Source organism: Heyndrickxia coagulans DSM 1 = ATCC 7050 (assembly GCF_000290615.1).
Lineage (GTDB): Bacteria > Bacillota > Bacilli > Bacillales > Bacillaceae_C > Weizmannia > Weizmannia coagulans.
On sequence record NZ_ALAS01000057.1, the window covers coordinates 1 to 18,532 of the forward strand.

At 49.2% G+C, this 18,532-nt stretch carries 15 protein-coding genes; all 15 read right to left on the minus strand.

Annotated features, from left to right (window positions below; all coding sequences use genetic code 11):
* Positions 1-90: 90 nt before the first annotated feature.
* Positions 91-867 (minus strand): RNA polymerase sporulation sigma factor SigG, encoded by a 777-nt coding sequence (gene sigG / locus IC21_RS01810; protein WP_029142137.1) that lies wholly within the window; start codon positions 865-867, stop codon positions 91-93.
* A 154-nt stretch (positions 868-1,021) separates the two neighbouring features.
* On the minus strand, positions 1,022-1,741 hold the full coding sequence (gene sigE / locus IC21_RS01820; protein ID WP_019721956.1) for an RNA polymerase sporulation sigma factor SigE: 720 nt from the start codon (positions 1,739-1,741) through the stop codon (positions 1,022-1,024).
* A 24-nt stretch (positions 1,742-1,765) separates the two neighbouring features.
* Positions 1,766-2,692: a sigma-E processing peptidase SpoIIGA gene (gene spoIIGA / locus IC21_RS01825; RefSeq protein WP_029713797.1), complete on the minus strand. Its 927-nt coding sequence runs from the start codon at positions 2,690-2,692 to the stop codon at positions 1,766-1,768.
* Between the two features lie 598 nt (positions 2,693-3,290).
* Entirely contained in the window at positions 3,291-4,424 is a 1,134-nt protein-coding gene (ftsZ, locus tag IC21_RS01830; protein WP_013858981.1) for a cell division protein FtsZ, read from the minus strand.
* 87 nt (positions 4,425-4,511) lie between these two features.
* The gene (gene ftsA, locus IC21_RS01835; RefSeq protein WP_029142135.1) at positions 4,512-5,801 is read right to left on the minus strand and encodes a cell division protein FtsA; all 1,290 of its coding nucleotides are present in this window, start codon (positions 5,799-5,801) and stop codon (positions 4,512-4,514) included.
* Between the two features lie 317 nt (positions 5,802-6,118).
* Entirely contained in the window at positions 6,119-6,874 is a 756-nt protein-coding gene (locus IC21_RS01840) for a cell division protein FtsQ/DivIB (protein ID WP_029142134.1), read from the minus strand.
* 27 nt (positions 6,875-6,901) lie between these two features.
* Entirely contained in the window at positions 6,902-8,005 is a 1,104-nt protein-coding gene (gene murG / locus IC21_RS01845) for an undecaprenyldiphospho-muramoylpentapeptide beta-N-acetylglucosaminyltransferase (protein WP_029142133.1), read from the minus strand.
* 180 nt (positions 8,006-8,185) lie between these two features.
* Complete coding sequence (gene spoVE / locus IC21_RS01850) at positions 8,186-9,286, minus strand: stage V sporulation protein E (protein WP_029142132.1); 1,101 nt, start codon at positions 9,284-9,286, stop codon at positions 8,186-8,188.
* A gap of 78 nt (positions 9,287-9,364) precedes the next feature.
* The gene (murD, locus tag IC21_RS01855; RefSeq protein ID WP_029142131.1) at positions 9,365-10,720 is read right to left on the minus strand and encodes a UDP-N-acetylmuramoyl-L-alanine--D-glutamate ligase; all 1,356 of its coding nucleotides are present in this window, start codon (positions 10,718-10,720) and stop codon (positions 9,365-9,367) included.
* A 1-nt stretch (position 10,721) separates the two neighbouring features.
* On the minus strand, positions 10,722-11,696 hold the full coding sequence (gene mraY, locus IC21_RS01860) for a phospho-N-acetylmuramoyl-pentapeptide-transferase (RefSeq protein WP_029142130.1): 975 nt from the start codon (positions 11,694-11,696) through the stop codon (positions 10,722-10,724).
* Entirely contained in the window at positions 11,693-12,133 is a 441-nt protein-coding gene (locus IC21_RS01865; RefSeq protein ID WP_029142129.1) for a hypothetical protein, read from the minus strand. Before IC21_RS01865 ends, mraY begins: the two co-directional genes overlap by 4 nt.
* A gap of 5 nt (positions 12,134-12,138) precedes the next feature.
* Complete coding sequence (locus IC21_RS01870; RefSeq protein ID WP_013858971.1) at positions 12,139-13,596, minus strand: UDP-N-acetylmuramoyl-L-alanyl-D-glutamate--2,6-diaminopimelate ligase; 1,458 nt, start codon at positions 13,594-13,596, stop codon at positions 12,139-12,141.
* A gap of 274 nt (positions 13,597-13,870) precedes the next feature.
* Positions 13,871-15,787 (minus strand): stage V sporulation protein D, encoded by a 1,917-nt coding sequence (locus IC21_RS01875; protein WP_029142128.1) that lies wholly within the window; start codon positions 15,785-15,787, stop codon positions 13,871-13,873.
* Between the two features lie 236 nt (positions 15,788-16,023).
* Positions 16,024-18,162: a penicillin-binding protein gene (locus tag IC21_RS01880; protein WP_029142127.1), complete on the minus strand. Its 2,139-nt coding sequence runs from the start codon at positions 18,160-18,162 to the stop codon at positions 16,024-16,026.
* Positions 18,159-18,518: a cell division protein FtsL gene (ftsL, locus tag IC21_RS01885; RefSeq protein WP_013858968.1), complete on the minus strand. Its 360-nt coding sequence runs from the start codon at positions 18,516-18,518 to the stop codon at positions 18,159-18,161. Before ftsL ends, IC21_RS01880 begins: the two co-directional genes overlap by 4 nt.
* Positions 18,519-18,532 lie beyond the last annotated feature (14 nt).

The following is an 18,532-nucleotide window of genomic DNA, read 5'->3' on the forward strand; positions in this document are numbered from 1 at the left end:
GATTCACCTGTCGGCTCATCGTGTTTCCTTTATCTCGGTCGAAGACTACAAAATCCGTACGCCGCTGTACAGTCGCCTCCGCTTTTCTTACTACTGTATATTTTTGTTCATTTGTTTGATGGCTGCTTTTTCGAGGCGGGAGACTTGGGCTTGGGAGATGCCGATTTCTTCTGCGACTTCCATCTGTGTTTTTCCTTGGAAAAACCGTTTGCGGATGATCATTTTCTCCCGCTCGTTCAGGCGCCGCATCCCTTCCTGCAAGGCGATTTCTTCAATCCATTGCGAATCTTTGTTTTTTTCGTCACTCACCTGGTCCATGACATAAATCGGATCCCCGCCGTCGTTATAAATCGGTTCAAACAGCGATACGGGATCCTGTATGGCATCAAGTGCAAGTACAATATCTTCGTGCGGAACATCCAGCTCTCTGGCGATTTCTTCTGTTGTCGGTTCTTTCGAAGTGGCGCTCATCAGCTTTTCCCTTACTTGCAGGGCTTTATAAGCAATATCCCTCAAGGAGCGCGATACGCGGATCGGATTATTATCCCGTAAATAACGCCGGATTTCGCCGATAATCATCGGCACGGCGTACGTTGAAAAGCGGACATTTTGATTCAGATCAAAATTATCGATGGATTTCATGAGTCCGATACAGCCGACTTGAAACAGGTCGTCCACATATTCGCCGCGGTTGTTAAAGCGCTGAATGACGCTTAACACAAGGCGCAAATTGCCATTGACCAGCTTTTCTCTTGCAGACGTATCGCCGGCATGCATTTTCTTTAAAAGATCCCTCATTTCCTCATTTTTCAAAACGGGAAGCTTGGAGGTATCCACCCCGCAAATTTCCACTTTTTTGCGCTTCAAATCTTTTCCCCCCTTCAGGACTCAGGAGCTGCTGTTCAAAAAACAGTATCTCCCCGGGTGGGAAATTTATGCACTGCGCAAAAAGCGGGAATTGCCTGTGGAAGATGCCCGGACATTGCCGTTCCTGCTTCCCGCCCGCCTGCAAATTTTCCTGCTATACCATTTTATTGAATTCTTTACGCAATCTTTTGATTATTCTTTTCTCAAGCCGTGAAATATAGGACTGGGAAATGCCGAGCATATCGGCGACATCTTTTTGTGTTTTCTCTTCCTGCCCTTTAAGGCCGAAACGCAATTCCATAATCTGTTTTTCCCGGTCCGACAAACGGTGCAAGGCGCTGTAAAGCAATTTTTTATCGACATTTGCTTCAAGGTCCCTTGTAATGATATCATCGTCCGTGCCGAGCACATCCGAAAGCAGCAGCTCATTGCCGTCCCAATCGATATTTAGCGGTTCATCAAACGAAACTTCAGACCGGAGCTTATTGTTCCGCCTTAAATACATCAAAATCTCATTTTCAATACAGCGGGAAGCGTATGTCGCCAGTTTGATCTTCTTTTCCGGATTAAACGTATTCACGGCTTTAATGAGGCCGATTGTGCCGATGCTGATTAAATCTTCAATATTGATGCCGGTGTTTTCAAATTTGCGCGCAATGTAAACGACAAGGCGCAAGTTGCGTTCAATGAGGAGCGAACGTGCTGCCTTATCCCCTGCCGGCAGTTTTTTTAACAGCATTTCTTCTTCTTCTTTGGAAAGCGGGGGCGGCAGGGCTTCATTCCCGCCGATATAATACACTTCATCCGCTTTCAGCCCGAGCTTGAACAGGAGTTTGTACCAAAAATAAGAGAGTTTCAACCGTAAATGTTTCACATTCATCCTCCTTTAAAGTCACCATCAGGCGGATTGCGCAGCTTCTGCCATCATTTGCGGGTGGACAATGCAGCTGAATGCATCATCGCCGGATAAACGTTGTGCCGAAAAAGAAACCAGCACTTTTTTTACAGGCCATGTCCGGTTTCCGCTCGTCAGTTGCACCTCATCCGGCTTGTACGCCAAAAGAAGCGATTGTTTCCCGACCGTTTTTGCCGGAACGAACCGGATGCGGCCGGCCCATTCGTCAGGAAGTGCAATACTTCCGTCCAGCAGACGGGTCGCATCTTCCGCAAGCGCCGCAATTTCTTCGGGGAGATGGTCACGGACGGGCAGGATGGAAAGGATCATCACCGGCAGCTTTGTCAGCGGATCATATAACTGGTTGCCGCTGTCCACCAGCCCTTTTACTGTAAAATCACTTTCCCCGATGCGGATATAAACATCGACAAGCTGGTCATACTTGATTTTCGCCATTTCAAGCCCCTGAATCCGGTTCTTTGAAAACAGCCATGCTGCCGGAAGACCAAGCGCAACAAACGCCCAGCTGACCGGATCGCCGAATCCCCCCGCCGCAGCTTTCAGCATTTTCACCTGCATGTCAAAACGAAAGCTTAAAAAGTAGTGGGCCCCCATTAAAATGCCACCCATCAGAAACGTGGCAAAATAAAAGGTTAAGAGATTTGAAAAAAAATAGCGCCACCTCTTATAGCCGAAAACCGCAAACACCATGGCGCCGGAAAAAAGCAACTTTACGGCCGGGTTGCCGGCGTAATAAGAGAGCTGCGGCATAAAGCCCATGATAATGATCACTGAACCGATAAGCCCGCCTGAAAGAATCCGGAGCAGGCGGGCCGGCCGTTTTAAGGCAATGCTTGTCAGCCATAACAGCAGGCTGTCGGCGAGAAAATTCAAAAGCCAGATGGCATCCATATATACAACCAAACGCATCCCCCCTGTCTCCGCCTCAAATGAACCTGCCCCCCAAAACGGCCGCTTCTGCCCGGGCCGCGCGCCCGAAGCCTGCGGAATGCTGCCGCAATGCATGCTGTGCCGGTTTTCGTGCACCAACCCGGTGACGTTGTTGAAGGGTACATCCACTAAGGCTTTAGGATCTCCAACCCGGTGATTGTGGCTGAAAGGTACATCTGCTGCGGCCTTAAGGGCTCCCATCCGGTGAATGAATCATGGCACAAACCGGCCGTCGCAGTTCCGGCATACTCCGGCTGCCAGGCGGGCCGCTTTGCGCAATTGCAGCATCTGCCCTTCTTAATTTGATTTATGGCTAGTATAACGCACCTGGAGCATCAAAGTGTGTCAGTTTCTGCTGGCAAAAAAACAGAACTTTTCATTTTTTTAACCGAAAAGTGTCAGGCGTGCTTTCCGGGTAGTCCTGTAGTCACGTCGGTATGCATCCGAAAAGAAAAAACCCGGCTGGATAAGCAGGCACCCTCTGCGAATCCAAACCGGGTTTGAAAAGTATTCAAGCGCAAAAAAGCCCGTCTTTGCTTTCAAGCGATGGCCTGGAAAACAGAGACGGGCTCTTTCATTATTTTCTTCTATTCCGGTTCCGCAAAAAAGTCGGAATGTCGAGTGTATCTTCACTGTACTGAACGGTGCGCTGCGGTTCAGACTGGGGTTCTTCACGCTTTGTTTCGCGCTTTGTTTGCTGATTCAGCGCCGGCCTCGACTGTCCGAGCGGCGGGCGCTGCTTGCCCTGGGCCTGTGCTTCTTCATTAAAGCCGGTTGCAATGACCGTGACCACAATTTCATCCTTCAGGCTTTCATTGATGACGGATCCGAAAATCATATTGACTTCCTGGTCTGATGCGGACGCGACAATATCGGCCGCTTCCTGCACTTCATACAAACTTAAATTCGCGCTGCCGGTGATATTCATCAGCACGCCTTGTGCACCGTCAATGGACGTTTCAAGCAGCGGTGATGAAATGGCTTTTTTTGCCGCCTCTGTCGCACGGTTTTCCCCGGAAGCGATCCCGATTCCCATGAGCGCCGAACCTTTATTGGTCATAATTGTTTTGACATCCGCAAAATCCAGGTTGATCAAACCCGGCACCGCGATCAGGTCGGAAATCCCTTGTACGCCCTGGCGCAGCACATTATCCGCTTCCCGGAATGCTTCCAGCATTGGTGTGCTTTTATCCACAATTTCCAGCAGGCGGTCATTCGGGATAACAATCAGCGTATCGACCGCCTCTTTCATGGCACTGATGCCGCCGGCCGCCTGGTTTGCCCGTTTGCGACCTTCAAATGTGAACGGCCTTGTGACCACCCCGACCGTCAGCGCCCCGAGTTCCTTTGCGATATGGGCAATGACCGGCGCCGCCCCTGTTCCGGTGCCGCCGCCCATCCCGGCTGTCACGAACACCATATCCGCACCCTTTAACGCTTCTTCAATTTGTTCTTTGCTTTCTTCGGCCGCTTTCCGCCCTACTTCCGGATTTGCGCCGGCACCGAGGCCGCGCGTTAACTTTGCGCCAATTTGCATTTTAATTTCAGCTTTGGAAAGGTTTAATGCCTGGGCATCCGTGTTTACGGCAATAAATTCAACGCCCTGCAGATTATGTTCAATCATGCGGTTCACGGCATTGTTGCCGCCGCCGCCAACGCCGATAACTTTTATCGTTGCCAAAGCGTCTACATTGGTATCGAACTCTAACATTCACTAATCCTCCTAATTCGTATTGCGTATCTTATCCCGGTCCTGCTGCCGGACGGGCTCCGGTTTTCCGCACATGATGCCGGCAGGCTATTCGAAAAACAAACCAAAGAATTTTTTCATTTTCGATGAAATTTTTTCTTCCTGGCCGGATGCTTGTTTCGGTTTGGACTGCGGTTTTTTCGCCGGTTTCGGTTCCGCATGCTCCATTCCGGCTGCCACCAGGCGGGAACTGACATTTTTCCCTTCCAGCCGCGCATTTTTCGCGGCATACTGGATCAGGCCGACCGCCGTCGTGTATTGCGGCTCACGGACGCCGATATAATCCGGAATGGCGACTCTTACGCGGTTTTGAAAGACCGTTTCTGCAAGCTCCGGTACACCGGGCATATTTGCAGTGCCCCCTGTCAGCACAATCCCACCCGGCAAATCATGAATACCGATTTTCCTGAGTTCCTGCTGGATAAACAAAAAGATTTCTTCTAATCTAGCTTCTATAATATCAGAAATTTGTAATTGGTTAAATTGTTCTTTTTGTTCGCTGCCGATGATCTGCACATCAAAAACATCATCTTCGAGCGCATCCCGGCTGAATGCGTGCCCGTGTTTCAGTTTGATTTTTTCCGCATCTTCCGTTGAAGCCCTCAGACAGATGGACAAATCTTTTGTGATATGGTCTCCGCCGACGGGCAGCACGCTCGTTGTCCGGATATGGCCGTTTTCAAAAACAGCCAGCGTCGTCGAACCGCCGCCGATGTCAACGAGTGCCGTCCCGAGTTCCACTTCATCTTTTGACAGTGCAATGGCGCCGGCTGCAAGCGGCATGAGGACAATTTCCGCGATGGTCAGGCCGGCCTTTTCCACACAGCGCAATGTGTTATGTAAGATCGTTTTGGAAGTCGTGACAATGATGCCTTCCATTTCCAATCTGACACCGATCATCCCGCGAGGATCATGTATTTCATCCAAACCGTCCACAATGAATTGTTTCGGAATGACATTCACAATCTCTCTTTCGGGAGGAATAGAAAGCACTTGCGCTGCATCCATCACTCTTTGTACATCCCCGTCCGTAATTTCACGGTTTTCGCTCTGGACCGCCACCACCCCGTGGCACGGCTGCAGCATCACATGATTGCTGGCAATGCCGACGATTACGTGGTCAATTTTCATGCCGACCATTCTTTCCGCTTGCTCAATTGCCCGCCTGATGGACAGTACGGTTTCATCTATGTCTACAATCGATCCTTTTTTAATGCCTTCGGACCTGACATTGCCAACCCCAATAATATTTAATGAATCATTGCCCAATTCGGCAATGATGACTTTCGTGGCAGATGTACCGATGTCAAGACTCACATATATTTCACTGCTGTTCATACTGCGGCACCTCCCTTTGCCTTTCGATCAAACGCAATCCGCCTATGTTAAAGCTCCATTTTTCCCAATGCGTCTCTTCTGAGGCGGGCTTTTTTGCCGTTCCGTCCGTGGACCCGCCTGAAGCCCCCATTCAAAAAGATGAGTATAAAGAAAGTATTCTTCGTCATGATGAAATTCCCTTTTTTCAATCGGACTTTTTTCATTTTCTTTTGGTTATCAAAATATTTCTAGTCTCAAAATATAGCAATTCCTAAAATTTGGTTTCATCATAAGTCTACACTAAGATGGACACGGAGAAAAGCGAAATTTTTTCATGTTCACTTCGAATCGTAAGCTTTAAAATACGAACCGACTTCGAGGTCAATCACACCTTTTTTCTTCGGGTCAAGCTGGCTGATGATCGAAGGGTAATGCGCCATTTTTTCTGCGAACGACGGAATGCTTGCGCGCACTTCAAAACCGTTATTCATGTACAAGGTGACAAGGTCACGGTCAACGTTTGAAGGGGTATAGCGGACTTCCGAAATGGCATTTGTGATCGAATCCGGCAATTTTTGCATCTGGCGGATCATTTCATGCAAATGCGTATCCTGTTTGAAGCCGGTAAATATCAGGCTTGCGGACGGAATTTCTTTCACCGTTCTTTTGACGACCGAACCGTTGTCCAAAACCGGCAAAAAACCATTTTTCTGCTGTAAATATCCGATTTTTTGATGCTCTTTCACTTTTATGTAAAGCGTATTCGGCAAGGAAATGCTCATTTTCACCGAATCAATTTCAGGGATGGATGCGATTCTTTTCCGGACTGCGCCTTTACGGATATTCCATATATTCTCACCCGTGGCAATACCGCTTTTTTTCAGGATGTACGGCTTGCTGACCGCCTCATTCCCCTCTATCTGAATGCGATGGACGCGGCTCAGCGGGGACTCAAGGTAGATGATCAGCATCACCAGCATAAAAAAAACCGTCAGCAGCATGATGAGCCGCCGGTTCGTTTTTCGGCGGCGCTGCTGCTTTAATTTCGGGATCCGGTCTTCCAGCGAAACGATGTTTTTGTCAGACCGCGCCATTTTGTTCCTCCCTTTTTATTTGCCGCATCATGATTTGGCTTTTGCGGCCAGATTTTCCATCACTTCATAAAGCCGCCACGAAGCGTCACGAATGCCGAGCTTGCGGGCGGCCGCCTGCATTTTCTCCATTTGTTCCCGATCCAGTAAAATTTTATCGATCAGGGACACGAGCTTCGCGGAAGATAAATCTTTTTCAAGCAGCATAAAAGCTGCACCGTTTTCCAAGAGTGTTTTCGCGTTTTTTTCCTGGTGATTATTTGTCACATAAGGGCTCGGAATTAAAATACTAGGCAGGCCGAGCGCCGTCAGTTCGGCCAATGTGGTTGCGCCCGCCCTTGAGACGACAAGATCCACCGCACGCAGCACTTCCGGCATATTGTGGATAAACGGCACCACTTTGATATTTCCCTTTTCGCCGATCAGTGCAATTTCTTTTTTGACGGCCTCATAATGCACATCCCCTGTCGCATAAATGACCTGGTAATTTTTTTGTGCAAAATTGGAAAAAGATTTCACAACCGCTTCATTAATCGGGCGTGCCCCGCGGCTCCCGCCGAAAATGAGAACGGTTGGAAGCGTAGTTTTCAGGCCGAAACCGGAAAGGACGTCACGCCTTTTCTCCCCGATCACTTCCGATGCGCGCGGATTGCCTGTCAGTACTACTTTTTTCTCATCAAAAAAAGATTTTGCGGATTCAAAGCAAATGGCCACTTTGTCAACGTACCGGCTTAAAAACTTATTCGTCAGCCCCGGCACGCTGTTTTGTTCGTGGATAATGGTCGGGATGTGCAGTTTGGCGGCGGCGTAGACAACCGGCCCGCATACATACCCGCCTGTGCCGATGACAACATCCGGCTTGAATTCCCGGATGATTTTTTTGCACCGACTCACGCCCTTTAGAAAGCGGGCAACCGTTTTGACATTTTCAAACGAAAGGGAGCGTTTAAACCCCGTAATATGAATCGATTTGAACGAAATGCTTTCCCGCGGCACAAGCCGGGATTCGAGCCCTTTTTCCGTGCCGATATACAAACATTCCGTGTCAGGATGTTTCTGTTTGATCGTTCTGATCAATGCCAGGGCCGGATAAATATGCCCGCCTGTTCCGCCCCCGCTGACAATGATTTTCATTTTTTCCACCTCAGGACGCCGTGCTGGGTTGCACGGGTATCAATATATGATGTTTGAACCATTCTTTTTCCTATATTACTATATTTTAAACGACAATGGGTACACAGTAAAACGATTATTATCAAAATGTTAACTAGTTGTCAAACGAAAAAAGAACCCCTTTATGAGGTTCTCCTTCCGTTACAGCCGGGAATGGCGGCTGATGTTTAAGAGCACGCCGACTGCGACAAGCATCAACGTCAAAGAAGAGCCGCCGTAACTGATGAACGGAAGCGTAATGCCTGTAACCGGGATCAGGCCAATGACGACGCTGATATTGATCATCACCTGGATCGCGATCATGGAAATAATGCCGACTGCGAGCAGGCTTCCGTACAGATCGGGTGCGCCAAGCGCGATCCGGATTCCGCGCCAAAGCAGCAGCGCAAACAAAATCAGGACAAAAGTCCCACCGATAAAACCGAGCTCCTCGGTTAGAATGGCAAAGATAAAATCATTTTGCGGTTCAGGCAGATAGTGGAATTTTTGCTTGCTCTCCCCAAGCCCCATGCCGAACAGGCCACCCGGACCGATCGCAAGAAGCGACTGGATAATTTGAAATCCTTTCCCCTGCGGATCGGACCATGGATCAAGGAAAGAGGTAATCCGTGCGATTCGGTATGGAGCCGATAAAACAAGAGCGACAAAACCGCCCACACCAAGGAGCCCGAGCATGGCAAAATGGGCAATGCGGGCGCCGGAAACAAAAATCATGATGATGCATGTCCCAAGCATCACCGTTCCCGTTCCAAGATCCGGCTGTAGCATAATCATCCCAAAAGCAACAAAAACGAGCGTCAAGGCCGGGAGCATGCCTTTTTTAAAAGTCGTAATGTATTTCTGGTTTTCCGATAAAAATTTTGCCAAATACGCGATCAGCGCCATTTTAATGAATTCGGAAGGCTGGATGGAAAATGCGCCGACCCCGATCCAGCTCCGCGACCCGTTCCGTTCAAGCCCGATGCCGGGAATCAACACAAGGACGAGCAGCACAAAACAAATGACCAGGATGGTTTTCGCCCATGCCCGCCACGTCCAGTAATCAATGCGCATCACGAAAAACATCGCTGCCACGCCGAGCCCGGCAAAAAGCAGCTGCCGCTTCAAAAAATAAAATGCATCGTTAAATTTGTACTCCGCCACGATCTCACTCGCGCTGAACACCATCAGGAGCCCGGTTGCAAGCAGCGCCAGGGTCACAATGATTAATAAAAAGTCGGGATTCGTTTTTTTCGACGGCATCCGCGCCCACCCCAGAAAAGATTTAGAGCTTCCCGCAAAAACCGGCAAACCGCACCGGTAAAAAAGCGGTGCAAGCCCTTATCTTAACTTATGCACGGCGTCGATGAAAATATCACCACGAATTTCAAAAGATTTGTACTGGTCCCAGCTGGCGCATGCCGGCGACAGCAAAATGCAATCGCCCGGTTCGGATAATGCCCACGCGGCCGGGACGGCTTCTTCCACGTTTTCCACCGTGCGGATGACCGGAATGCCTGCTTTTTTCGCGGTGCTTTCCAGTTTCGGCGCGGTTTCCCCAAAAGTAATCAATGCTTTGACGTACTTCAAAGCCGGGATCAGTTCATCAAAGCCGTTGCCGCGGTCGAGCCCTCCGGCAAGCAGAATGACCGGCTGATGGAAAGCAGCGAGTGCGGCTTTGCAGGCCAGGATATTGGTCGCTTTTGAATCGTTGTAAAATTTCCGCCCTTTGATTTCGCCAATATATTGCGTCCGGTGCTTGACGCCTTTGAACGTTGCGAGCACGCCGCGGATAGCATCATTACTTGCCCCCATCAGCTTGGCAGCGGCGACAGCGGCTAAAATATTTTCCAGATTATGGTCTCCCGGCAGCACAATTTCAGCGCGGTCCATGATTTTTTCGCCTTTCCACATGATGCTGCCGTCTTTTACCGATGCGCCGTCTTCAACATATTCCTTCGTTGAAAAAGGAATAATTTTTGCTTTTGTGAAGGAGACCAGATCCCACAGTTCCGGCTGGGCATGGTTCAGAATCAGGAAATCATCCTCTGTCTGGTTCCGGGTAATATTTGATTTTGCTTTTGCATAAGCTTCTTTTGTCCCGTGATAATCGAGATGGGCTTCATAAATATTCGTGATGATGGCAATATGCGGCCTGAACGTTTGCACGCCCATCAGCTGGAAAGAAGACAGCTCCACCACCATCTGCTGGCCCGCGCTTGCTTTTTGCGCCACCGTGGAAGCTACTTTGCCGATATTTCCGGCAATTAACGGATCAAAATGCGGATCCGCTTGGAAAATTTCATAAATCAAAGTGGTGGTCGTCGTTTTCCCGTTCGTTCCCGTAATGCCGACCATAGGGCATTCTGCAATTTTATAGGCCAGCTCGATTTCGGTAATGACCGGGATCCCTTTTTCAAGCGCCCCTGCAACAAGCGGGTTCGAATAAGGGATGCCCGGATTTTTCACAATCAGTTCAAAGCCTTCATCCAGCAGTTCGATCGGATGGCTGCCGCAAACGACTTTGATGCCCTGTTCCAAAAGCCCCTGCGCCTCCGGGTTCTCTTCAAGCGGTTTATAATCATTCACCGTTACAAACGCCCCGAGCCGGTGCAACAGAGAGGCCGCGCTCACCCCGCTTTTTGCCAGCCCGAGCACTAATACTTTTTTATGTTCATATTCCGTGATATTTTTCATGTTACATCCACACCTCGATATAAATTCCTAAAATCGCACACAAAAGGCCTACCGCCCAGAACGTCACGACAACACGCCATTCCGACCAGCCCGCCAGCTCATAATGGTGGTGCAGCGGGCTCATCCTGAAAATTCTTTTTCCTGTTGTCTTAAATGATATCACCTGAAGAATGACAGACAAAGTCTCGATGACAAAAACACCGCCAATCACAATTAAAAGAATCTCAAGATTGGTCAGAATCGAAATGGCGGCAATCGCCCCGCCCAATGCAAGCGATCCGGTGTCCCCCATGAAAACTTTTGCCGGATGGGCATTAAAGACGAGAAAACCAAGCACGGCCCCAACTACGGCAACCGAAAACAGGGCGACATCCGCCTGTGACTGGTTCCATGCCAAAACGGCGAATGCCCCGAAAGCAATCGCTGCCGTCCCGGATACAAGGCCGTCAAGCCCGTCCGTCAGATTGACCGCATTGGAAAACCCGACAAGCCAGAGAAGAATGATGACAAAGTAAAACCAGCCGAAATTAACCGATTTGTCCGTAAACGGAATCGAGACTTCCGAAGATAAATGGAAGTGGCGGAAAACGACATAAAAAATGACGGCAACGAGAATCTGGCCAAGCAGTTTCTGCTTCGATGTAAGACCAAGATTCCGCTTCATCACCACTTTTATAAAGTCATCCAAAAATCCGAGCAGCCCGAATCCGATCGTAACAAGCAGCAGCAGGTAAATTCTGACAGTCGGTTCAGCGAATTTACCGGCCATGACCAGCGTGGATGCAATGATCGATACCAAAATAATCAAGCCGCCCATTGTCGGCGTCCCGGATTTTTTCTGGTGCGATTTCGGGCCTTCTTCCCGAATGCTCTGGCCGAATTTCAGTCTCCTTAAAAAAGGGATAAAAACGGGCGAAAGCAGCACGGAAATTAAAAAAGCCATCAGCGTTGTAAAAAAAATTACCTGCTCGATCATGCTTTTTCCCTCCCGTGACGCCTGCATGCACAAAGCAGCCGCTTCCTGTTTTCCGCATCCGCCAAATCATATGTATGAGGGTTTTTGTCCCGCAATTCCGGGCCGTAAAAAATAAAAGTTGTCTTCATATCCAAATCCTTGCTTTCCATTTTTTTTAGATAAAACTGTACCAGTTGTGTAAAAGCAAAAGAAACATCTTCTGCCATAAACAGCGGAAAATCATTCGGTATATAGCGGGGCACGGGCGCATCTTTTTTCCAAAGCGCCGCGATTGCCCCGTGTGCAATTGCCCGGTTAATGTCCAGTTCAGAAAAAGGGACGTATAATCCCTTTGGCTGGTTTACATCTGCAAACACGCTGACTGTTGCAAATTCGAGCGCCATCTCCATGCCGCGGCCCAAACTGAAAAGGCGGGCTGTATCCCCGAATGATAACATATGCTTCACCGCTCCTTTATCATTTCCAGTGCAACTTCCCTGTCATCAAAATGATGCACTTCATTTCCAATGATTTGATAAGTTTCATGGCCTTTTCCGGCAATCAGGACAACATCCCCCGCCTTTGCACGGAAAATGGCTGTTTTGATTGCTTCCCTCCGGTCGGGGATGCATGCATACCGCTCGCCTTCTACCCCTTTTTCCATCTCGCGCAAAATGGCAAGCGGATCTTCGCTGCGCGGATTATCCGATGTAAAAATCGGATAATCCGCATATTTACAGGCAATTTGCGCCATCACCGGCCGCTTTGTTTTATCGCGGTCGCCGCCGCAGCCAACAACGACAAAGATTTTTTTCTTGGCAAACTGCCGGACCGTTTTCAGGACATTTTCCAGACTGTCGGGCGTGTGCGCATAATCGACAATCACGGAAAAATCCTGGCCGCCGTTTACGAGCTCAAACCGGCCGCGCACGCCTTCCATCGCTTCCGCCGTTTTAATGATCGAATCAAGCGGCACCCCGGAAACAACCCCGGTTGCGATCGCTGCGAGCATATTATAGACGCTGAACTTCCCGACAAGCTGCAGACGGACTTCCCGTTTTTCAAACGGCGTCACAAGCGTGAATGTCGTCCCGCGGGCGTGCATGTCAATGTTTTCGGCCATAAAATCCGCATCGCGGTCGATCCCGTACGTTATGACAGGCACCGCTGTTACTTGTTCAAATTCTTTTGATGCGGCGTCATCTGCATTTAAAATGGCATATTTCGGCTTATCCTGCGGGCAGGAGTTCCCGAGCTGCGAAAACAATAAACTTTTAGCGCGCCGGTATTCTGCCATTGTTTTATGGTAATCGAGATGATCCTGCGTGAGATTTGTGAAAACGGCAATATCATAGTCGCAGCCGTGCACCCGGCCTTCAACAAGCGAATGCGAAGAAACTTCCATCACACAGTCGGTGACGCCGCGCGCGTTCATTTCATGAAATATTTTTTGCAATGTCAGGCTGTCCGGCGTTGTGTTTTTCGTTTCCAGCGTTTCATCGCCAATTTTCATATACATCGTGCCAATCAGGCCGGTCGTTCTGCCTGCATCCCGGTATATTTTTTCGATAATATGGCTCGTTGTTGTTTTTCCGTTTGTGCCGGTAATCCCGACAAGGCGGAGCTTGCGGGACGGCTGCCCGTAAAACCGGTCTGCAAGGAGCGCCATTGCCCGTTTTGTATTGCGGACGATAATGACCGGTACATCCACATCGACCGGCTTTTCGGCTAAAATGGCTGCTGCGCCCCGTTTTGCCGCATCAACGGCAAACTTGTGCCCGTCAACCGTATAGCCTTTGATGCAAATAAACAGACTGTTTTTCGTGACAAGCCGGTTATCCTGGACAAGTTCCGTAATTTCCGGATTCACAGCAGGCATTTTCACAAACGACAATGCCTCTAACAATGTATGTAACTTCATTTGCTTCCAACCCTTCCTGTTCCAAACCCTTGTTGCTGCATCTTTTTTGTGTATACATGTAAATACAGTCCTTTTCTATTGTACAAAAAAAACGGCCATTAAGCTATGAAGTCCTGCTGATTTTTAAAATGTAAGCCGGAGCAGCCCTGTTTTATGCCCCTTGAAACAAAAACACGGGCGGCCGGACATACGGCGCCGCCCTGTTTTCCTGCATGCAAATCCGGATTGTCGGGCCTGGCGGGGCCCAAGTAAATAAGGAACTGGAAAGTCTGTTTTACTGCATGTAAACCCGGATCGTTGAGCCTTCTTCCACTTTCACGCCTGGTTCAGGGGACTGCCGGATCACCTTGTTTCCGGATCCGCTGACGTCAAGTTTGAGATTGTATTGGTCGTTCATCATCTCTTTTTTCGTCTCCCCGATTAAATTCGGCACTTTCACCGTTGGCGTTTCAAAATAACTTTTTTCTTTTTCCGCCTGGTTTTTCACCGGCTTGACGCCCATGGCACGCAGGCTGTCGCCGATGATCGTGCCCGCGATCGGGGCTGCCACCTGGCCGCCGAATTGGATCGTATTTTTCGGATTATCGACCGCCAAGTAGACGACGATTTTTGGATCATTGGCCGGGGCGAAACCGATAAAGGATAAAACATAATTGTTTTCGAGATAGCGGCCGTTTTTGGCTTTTTGCGCCGTCCCGGTTTTCCCGCCGACCGGATAACCGTCCACATAAGCATTTTTTCCGCTCCCCTGTGTGACAACTGTTTCAAGCGCATGGCGGATTTGTTTTGACGTGTTTTCCGAGATCACCCTTCTTTTGGCAACCGGGTTTTTTCGCATGACCGTTTCCCCAGTTTCGGGGTCGACGAGTTCCTTTGCAATATACGGTTTGTAGAGGATCCCGCCGTTTACGGCAGCCGAGACCGCCGCCACCTGCTGGATCGGCGTAACAGAAACCCCCTGCCCGAAAGCCGTTGTCGCTAGTTCAACCGGCCCGACGCGATCAAGGTTGAACAAAATGCCGGAAGCTTCGCCGGATAGATCCACGCCGGTTTTTGTGCCAAACCCGAAATTGCGGATGTATTTGAACAATGTATTTTTCCCGAGCCTTTCACCGAGTTCGACAAAACCCGGGTTGCATGAATTTTGGACAACCTCAAGGAACGTTTCGCTGCCGTGCCCGCCCCTTTTCCAGCAGTGCAGCGTCGAACCTCCGACTTCAACCGCGCCGGAATCGTAAAATTTGTCTTTTGTCAAATTCACTTTCTTTTCTTCAAGGGCGGCGGCAAGTGTGATAATTTTAAATGTCGATCCCGGTTCGTATGTGCTCCAGATCGGCAGGTTCCGGTTATACACTTCCTGCGGCACATTTTTATAATTGTCAGGCGTATAGCTCGGCCTGCTTGACATCCCGAGAATTTCCCCGGTGTCCGGGTCCATGGCGATCGCAATCAGCCCGTCCGGATGATATTTTTTTTCAGCATTATCGAGTTCGCGCTCAATGACCGTCTGGACTTTTGTATCAACCGTTAGCTTCAGGTCAAGCCCGTTTTTTGGCGCTTCATATTCATCCGCCATATCCTTCATCTTTTTCTTCCCTTTTGCGTCCGTATAAAACTCGACTGCCCCTTTTTTTCCGCTCAGCGCATCATCATAATACAGTTCGAGCCCGGTCAGCCCCTGATTGTCGGCGCCGGTGAATCCGAGTACATGCGAAAGGTAGCGGCCGAACGGATAATACCGCTTGGAATCTTCCGCGATATAGACCCCCGAAAGCCCGAGGCGGCGTACGTCATTTGCCTTTTCATTGCTGATTTTCCGCCCTTCTTTTATTCTGACAATCGATCTGACCTGTGTAATCTCTTTATAGATCTTTTCTTTGTCTGCATCAAGGGCGTTCCCCAGTTTTTCTGCCGTTTTCGCCGGGTCCTTGACCTGCCTCGGAATGATGAAAATCGTCGGGGCGCTTTGGTTGGAGGCGATCGGCACGCCGTTTCTGTCTTCGATTTTTCCCCGCTCCCCTTCAAAAGGGATACTTCTGCTCCATAGTGCTTTTGCCCTGTCCGTCAGCATATCCCCGAGCCCGAACTGGACATAACCGAGCCGCACATCTATAATGCTGAAAATGACAATCCCGCAAAGCAATATAAAAACAAGCCGCTTTCTCACCGTAACATTGGATACACGTTTCACGAGCGCGCCTCCTTTATTTAAATCTCAAAGCAGCAGACTCCACGGCGCAGGAAAGATGAAAAGTTTCAGCCCTGCAGGCTTTCTGAAATCCTGTAAATCCGCTCCGGGCGAAACAAGCCCTTTGTTGCCTTTACACCCATTTATATGCTTGTACGCATCCGGCTAGTACCTTTTCACGCGCATGAAAAAAAGCAAGCCTTGTGCTTGCTTTTTTCGGCATCCCTTCTGCCGCCCGCCTATGGATTCTTAAATTTTACAGTAAGGGCCTGCCCGGATTTCACCTTTGACTTTGCCGGAATGCTTTGTGATACGGCATAGCCTTCCCCGCTTATGACCAGGCGGAGACCGAGCAGTTTGGCAGCGCCCACCACGTCACGTTTCGAAAAGCCGCGTATATCCGGCATTACCCTATTGCCATTTGTTTTCAAAAATACTTTTGCGCCCGGCAGGAGTTTTTCCTGTGCCCCGGGTTCCTGGGCTGTCACGGTATCGCCATCGCCGAGCACAACAGGGGTAAGCCCCAGTGCTCTTACGGCAGATGATGCTTCTGTCCGGCTGTCACCCGTAAAATCAGGAAGCTTGGCAAGGCGTACGACCTTCCCTTTTGCCGGTTTAATATTTAAATATTGCAGGCTGTTCTTCATAATCGGGTTAAACAGCGCTTTAACCGGTTCGCCACCAAGCTCGCCTGCTTTTAAATGCGGCTGCTGGACAACGGCGTAAACGATTAATTTCGGATTGTCTTTCGGCGCCATGCCGAGAAAAGAAAAGATATAGTTATCGGTACCGGTTAAATAACCGCCGCCGTTCGGATTCGGGATCTGGGCGGTACCGGTTTTGCCGGTCACCTCATAGCCCGGAATGTTATAGGCCGTGCCGGTCCCGGTTTTTTTATTCGTCACAACCGTCCGCAAATAATCCCGGACTTTTTTCGCGGTGTCCGCGCTGATCGGGTTGCCGGCAACGGTTGGTTTTGTTTTTTCCGTTTTTCCGGTTGTGGGATTGACCACTTTGTCGACTACATACGGCTTCATCATTTTCCCGTCATTGGCAACCGCTGTTGCCGCCTGAATCATCTGCATTGCGGTCACGGTTGTGCCCTGACCGAATGTCGTCGTATACCGTTCGACCGGATAATCGTATAAAATTTTGCCGGAAGCTTCATTTGGCAAGCCGACTTTCGTCTTTTTCCCGAACCCGAACGCTTCCAAATATTGCTTAAGTTTATCCTGCTTAATATAATCAAGCAATGTGGCAAATGCGACATTCGAAGAACGCTGCAGCCCTTCCAGAAAGGTGATCCTGCCCCAGCCGACCCCGCCGTTATGGTCTTTAATCGGGTTTGGCACATTTTTTACATGGAATTCCCCTGACTTATAGGTCGCATACGGGTGAAAAGCGCCTTCCTGGACGGCCGCCGCCAAGGTAAAAATTTTCATCGTCGAGCCCGGTTCATAAGCGGTTTCGACTGCTTCGTTCTGCCAGACGCTCAAACCTTTCCGCGTTTCCGGGTCAAATGTCGGTCGCTGCCCCATCGCCAGTATCCTACCCGTTTTCGGATCTGCCACGACAACAAACGCTTTTTTCGGATTGTATTGCTTCTGGACTTTGCCAAGCGCATCTTCAACGAAAGACTGGATTTTCTTGTCAATCGTTAAATAGACATTTTCCCCGTTTTTCGGTTTGGTGACTTTTTTATGCGCGTTTGGCAGAATATACCCCCAAAAGTCGCCTTCATAACTGATTTTTCCGTCTTTCCCTTCCAAAGCGGCATTCATGCTTTTTTCGATTCCCATTACGCCTGCCATTTGGCCGCCCGTCTCATTTTTCTGCGCATAACCGACCAGATGGGAGGCAAACGAACCGTTCGGATACGTGCGTTTCGGCACCGCTTCGAACTGGATGCCCGGCAGGTTCAGTTTTTGAATTTCATTTTTTGTTTGATAGGGAATATCCTGCCCCGCTTTCCCGAATTCCACTTGAAACCGCCCTTTTTGTGTCAGAAGCGAATAGATTTTTGATTCGGGCATGTCAATATATTTTGCAAGGGCCTGGGCGGTTTTCCGGGGGTTGACAACATGTTTCGGATGTTCCGGATCAATCGTGGCTTTCGGGTCCAAAATAGCAACCAGATTGTACGAAACAACATTTTCGGCGATCACTTCCCCGCTTGCATCGTAAATATTGCCGCGGGAAGCGGGAATGGTGCTTGTCCGCAAATACTTTTTCGCCGCTTTTGCCGCGAGCACTTTCCCGTCTGCCTGCCCTGTGATTTCAATCGTCAAAAACCTTACGGCGATAATAAAAAAGGACAGACCGAATATGATAAATAATATCGCTGCCCCCCTGTTTGTATTCAGTTTTCTAGACTTCATTTATTTTCAACAACCTTGACATTATTCTCGTCCAATTTCAAGCCGAGTTTTTTTGCCTTTTCGTAAATACGGTCGTAGCGGCTTAATTCGCTTACTTGCATTTTCAAATCATCGGTCACCTTGTTTTTGTTCTGGATCGCGGTTTTCGTATCTTCAATCGACCGGTTGGCATTATAAATCGCAGCTTCCGTTGATACGATCTTCACGGCCATAATCAGAACGAACAAAGCAAAAAGGCTTGCGATAATCTTTTCCCCTAAAGTGATCTGCGCGCGTCTTGTGACCGGGGCTACTCTTTTTTCAACCTGTTGCTGTTGTTCCGGCGCACGTTTCGGCTGCCTTGCTAAATTACTCAAAAAACTCCCTCCTC

Bases quoted from the DNA above. Each gene is read 5' to 3' on its own strand.
- IC21_RS01870 (WP_013858971.1), bottom strand. From the start codon at position 13,596: ATGAAGTTACATACATTGTTAGAGGCATTGTCGTTTGTGAAAATGCCT.
- IC21_RS01865 (WP_029142129.1), bottom strand. From the start codon at position 12,133: ATGTTATCATTCGGGGATACAGCCCGCCTTTTCAGTTTGGGCCGCGGC.
- murD (WP_029142131.1), bottom strand. From the start codon at position 10,720: ATGAAAAATATCACGGAATATGAACATAAAAAAGTATTAGTGCTCGGG.
- ftsZ (WP_013858981.1), bottom strand. From the start codon at position 4,424: ATGTTAGAGTTCGATACCAATGTAGACGCTTTGGCAACGATAAAAGTT.
- murG (WP_029142133.1), bottom strand. From the start codon at position 8,005: ATGAAAATCATTGTCAGCGGGGGCGGAACAGGCGGGCATATTTATCCG.
- IC21_RS01840 (WP_029142134.1), bottom strand. From the start codon at position 6,874: ATGGCGCGGTCTGACAAAAACATCGTTTCGCTGGAAGACCGGATCCCG.
- spoVE (WP_029142132.1), bottom strand. From the start codon at position 9,286: ATGCCGTCGAAAAAAACGAATCCCGACTTTTTATTAATCATTGTGACC.
- ftsA (WP_029142135.1), bottom strand. From the start codon at position 5,801: ATGAACAGCAGTGAAATATATGTGAGTCTTGACATCGGTACATCTGCC.
- spoIIGA (WP_029713797.1), bottom strand. From the start codon at position 2,692: ATGCGTTTGGTTGTATATATGGATGCCATCTGGCTTTTGAATTTTCTC.
- IC21_RS01880 (WP_029142127.1), bottom strand. From the start codon at position 18,162: ATGAAGTCTAGAAAACTGAATACAAACAGGGGGGCAGCGATATTATTT.
- mraY (WP_029142130.1), bottom strand. From the start codon at position 11,696: ATGATCGAGCAGGTAATTTTTTTTACAACGCTGATGGCTTTTTTAATT.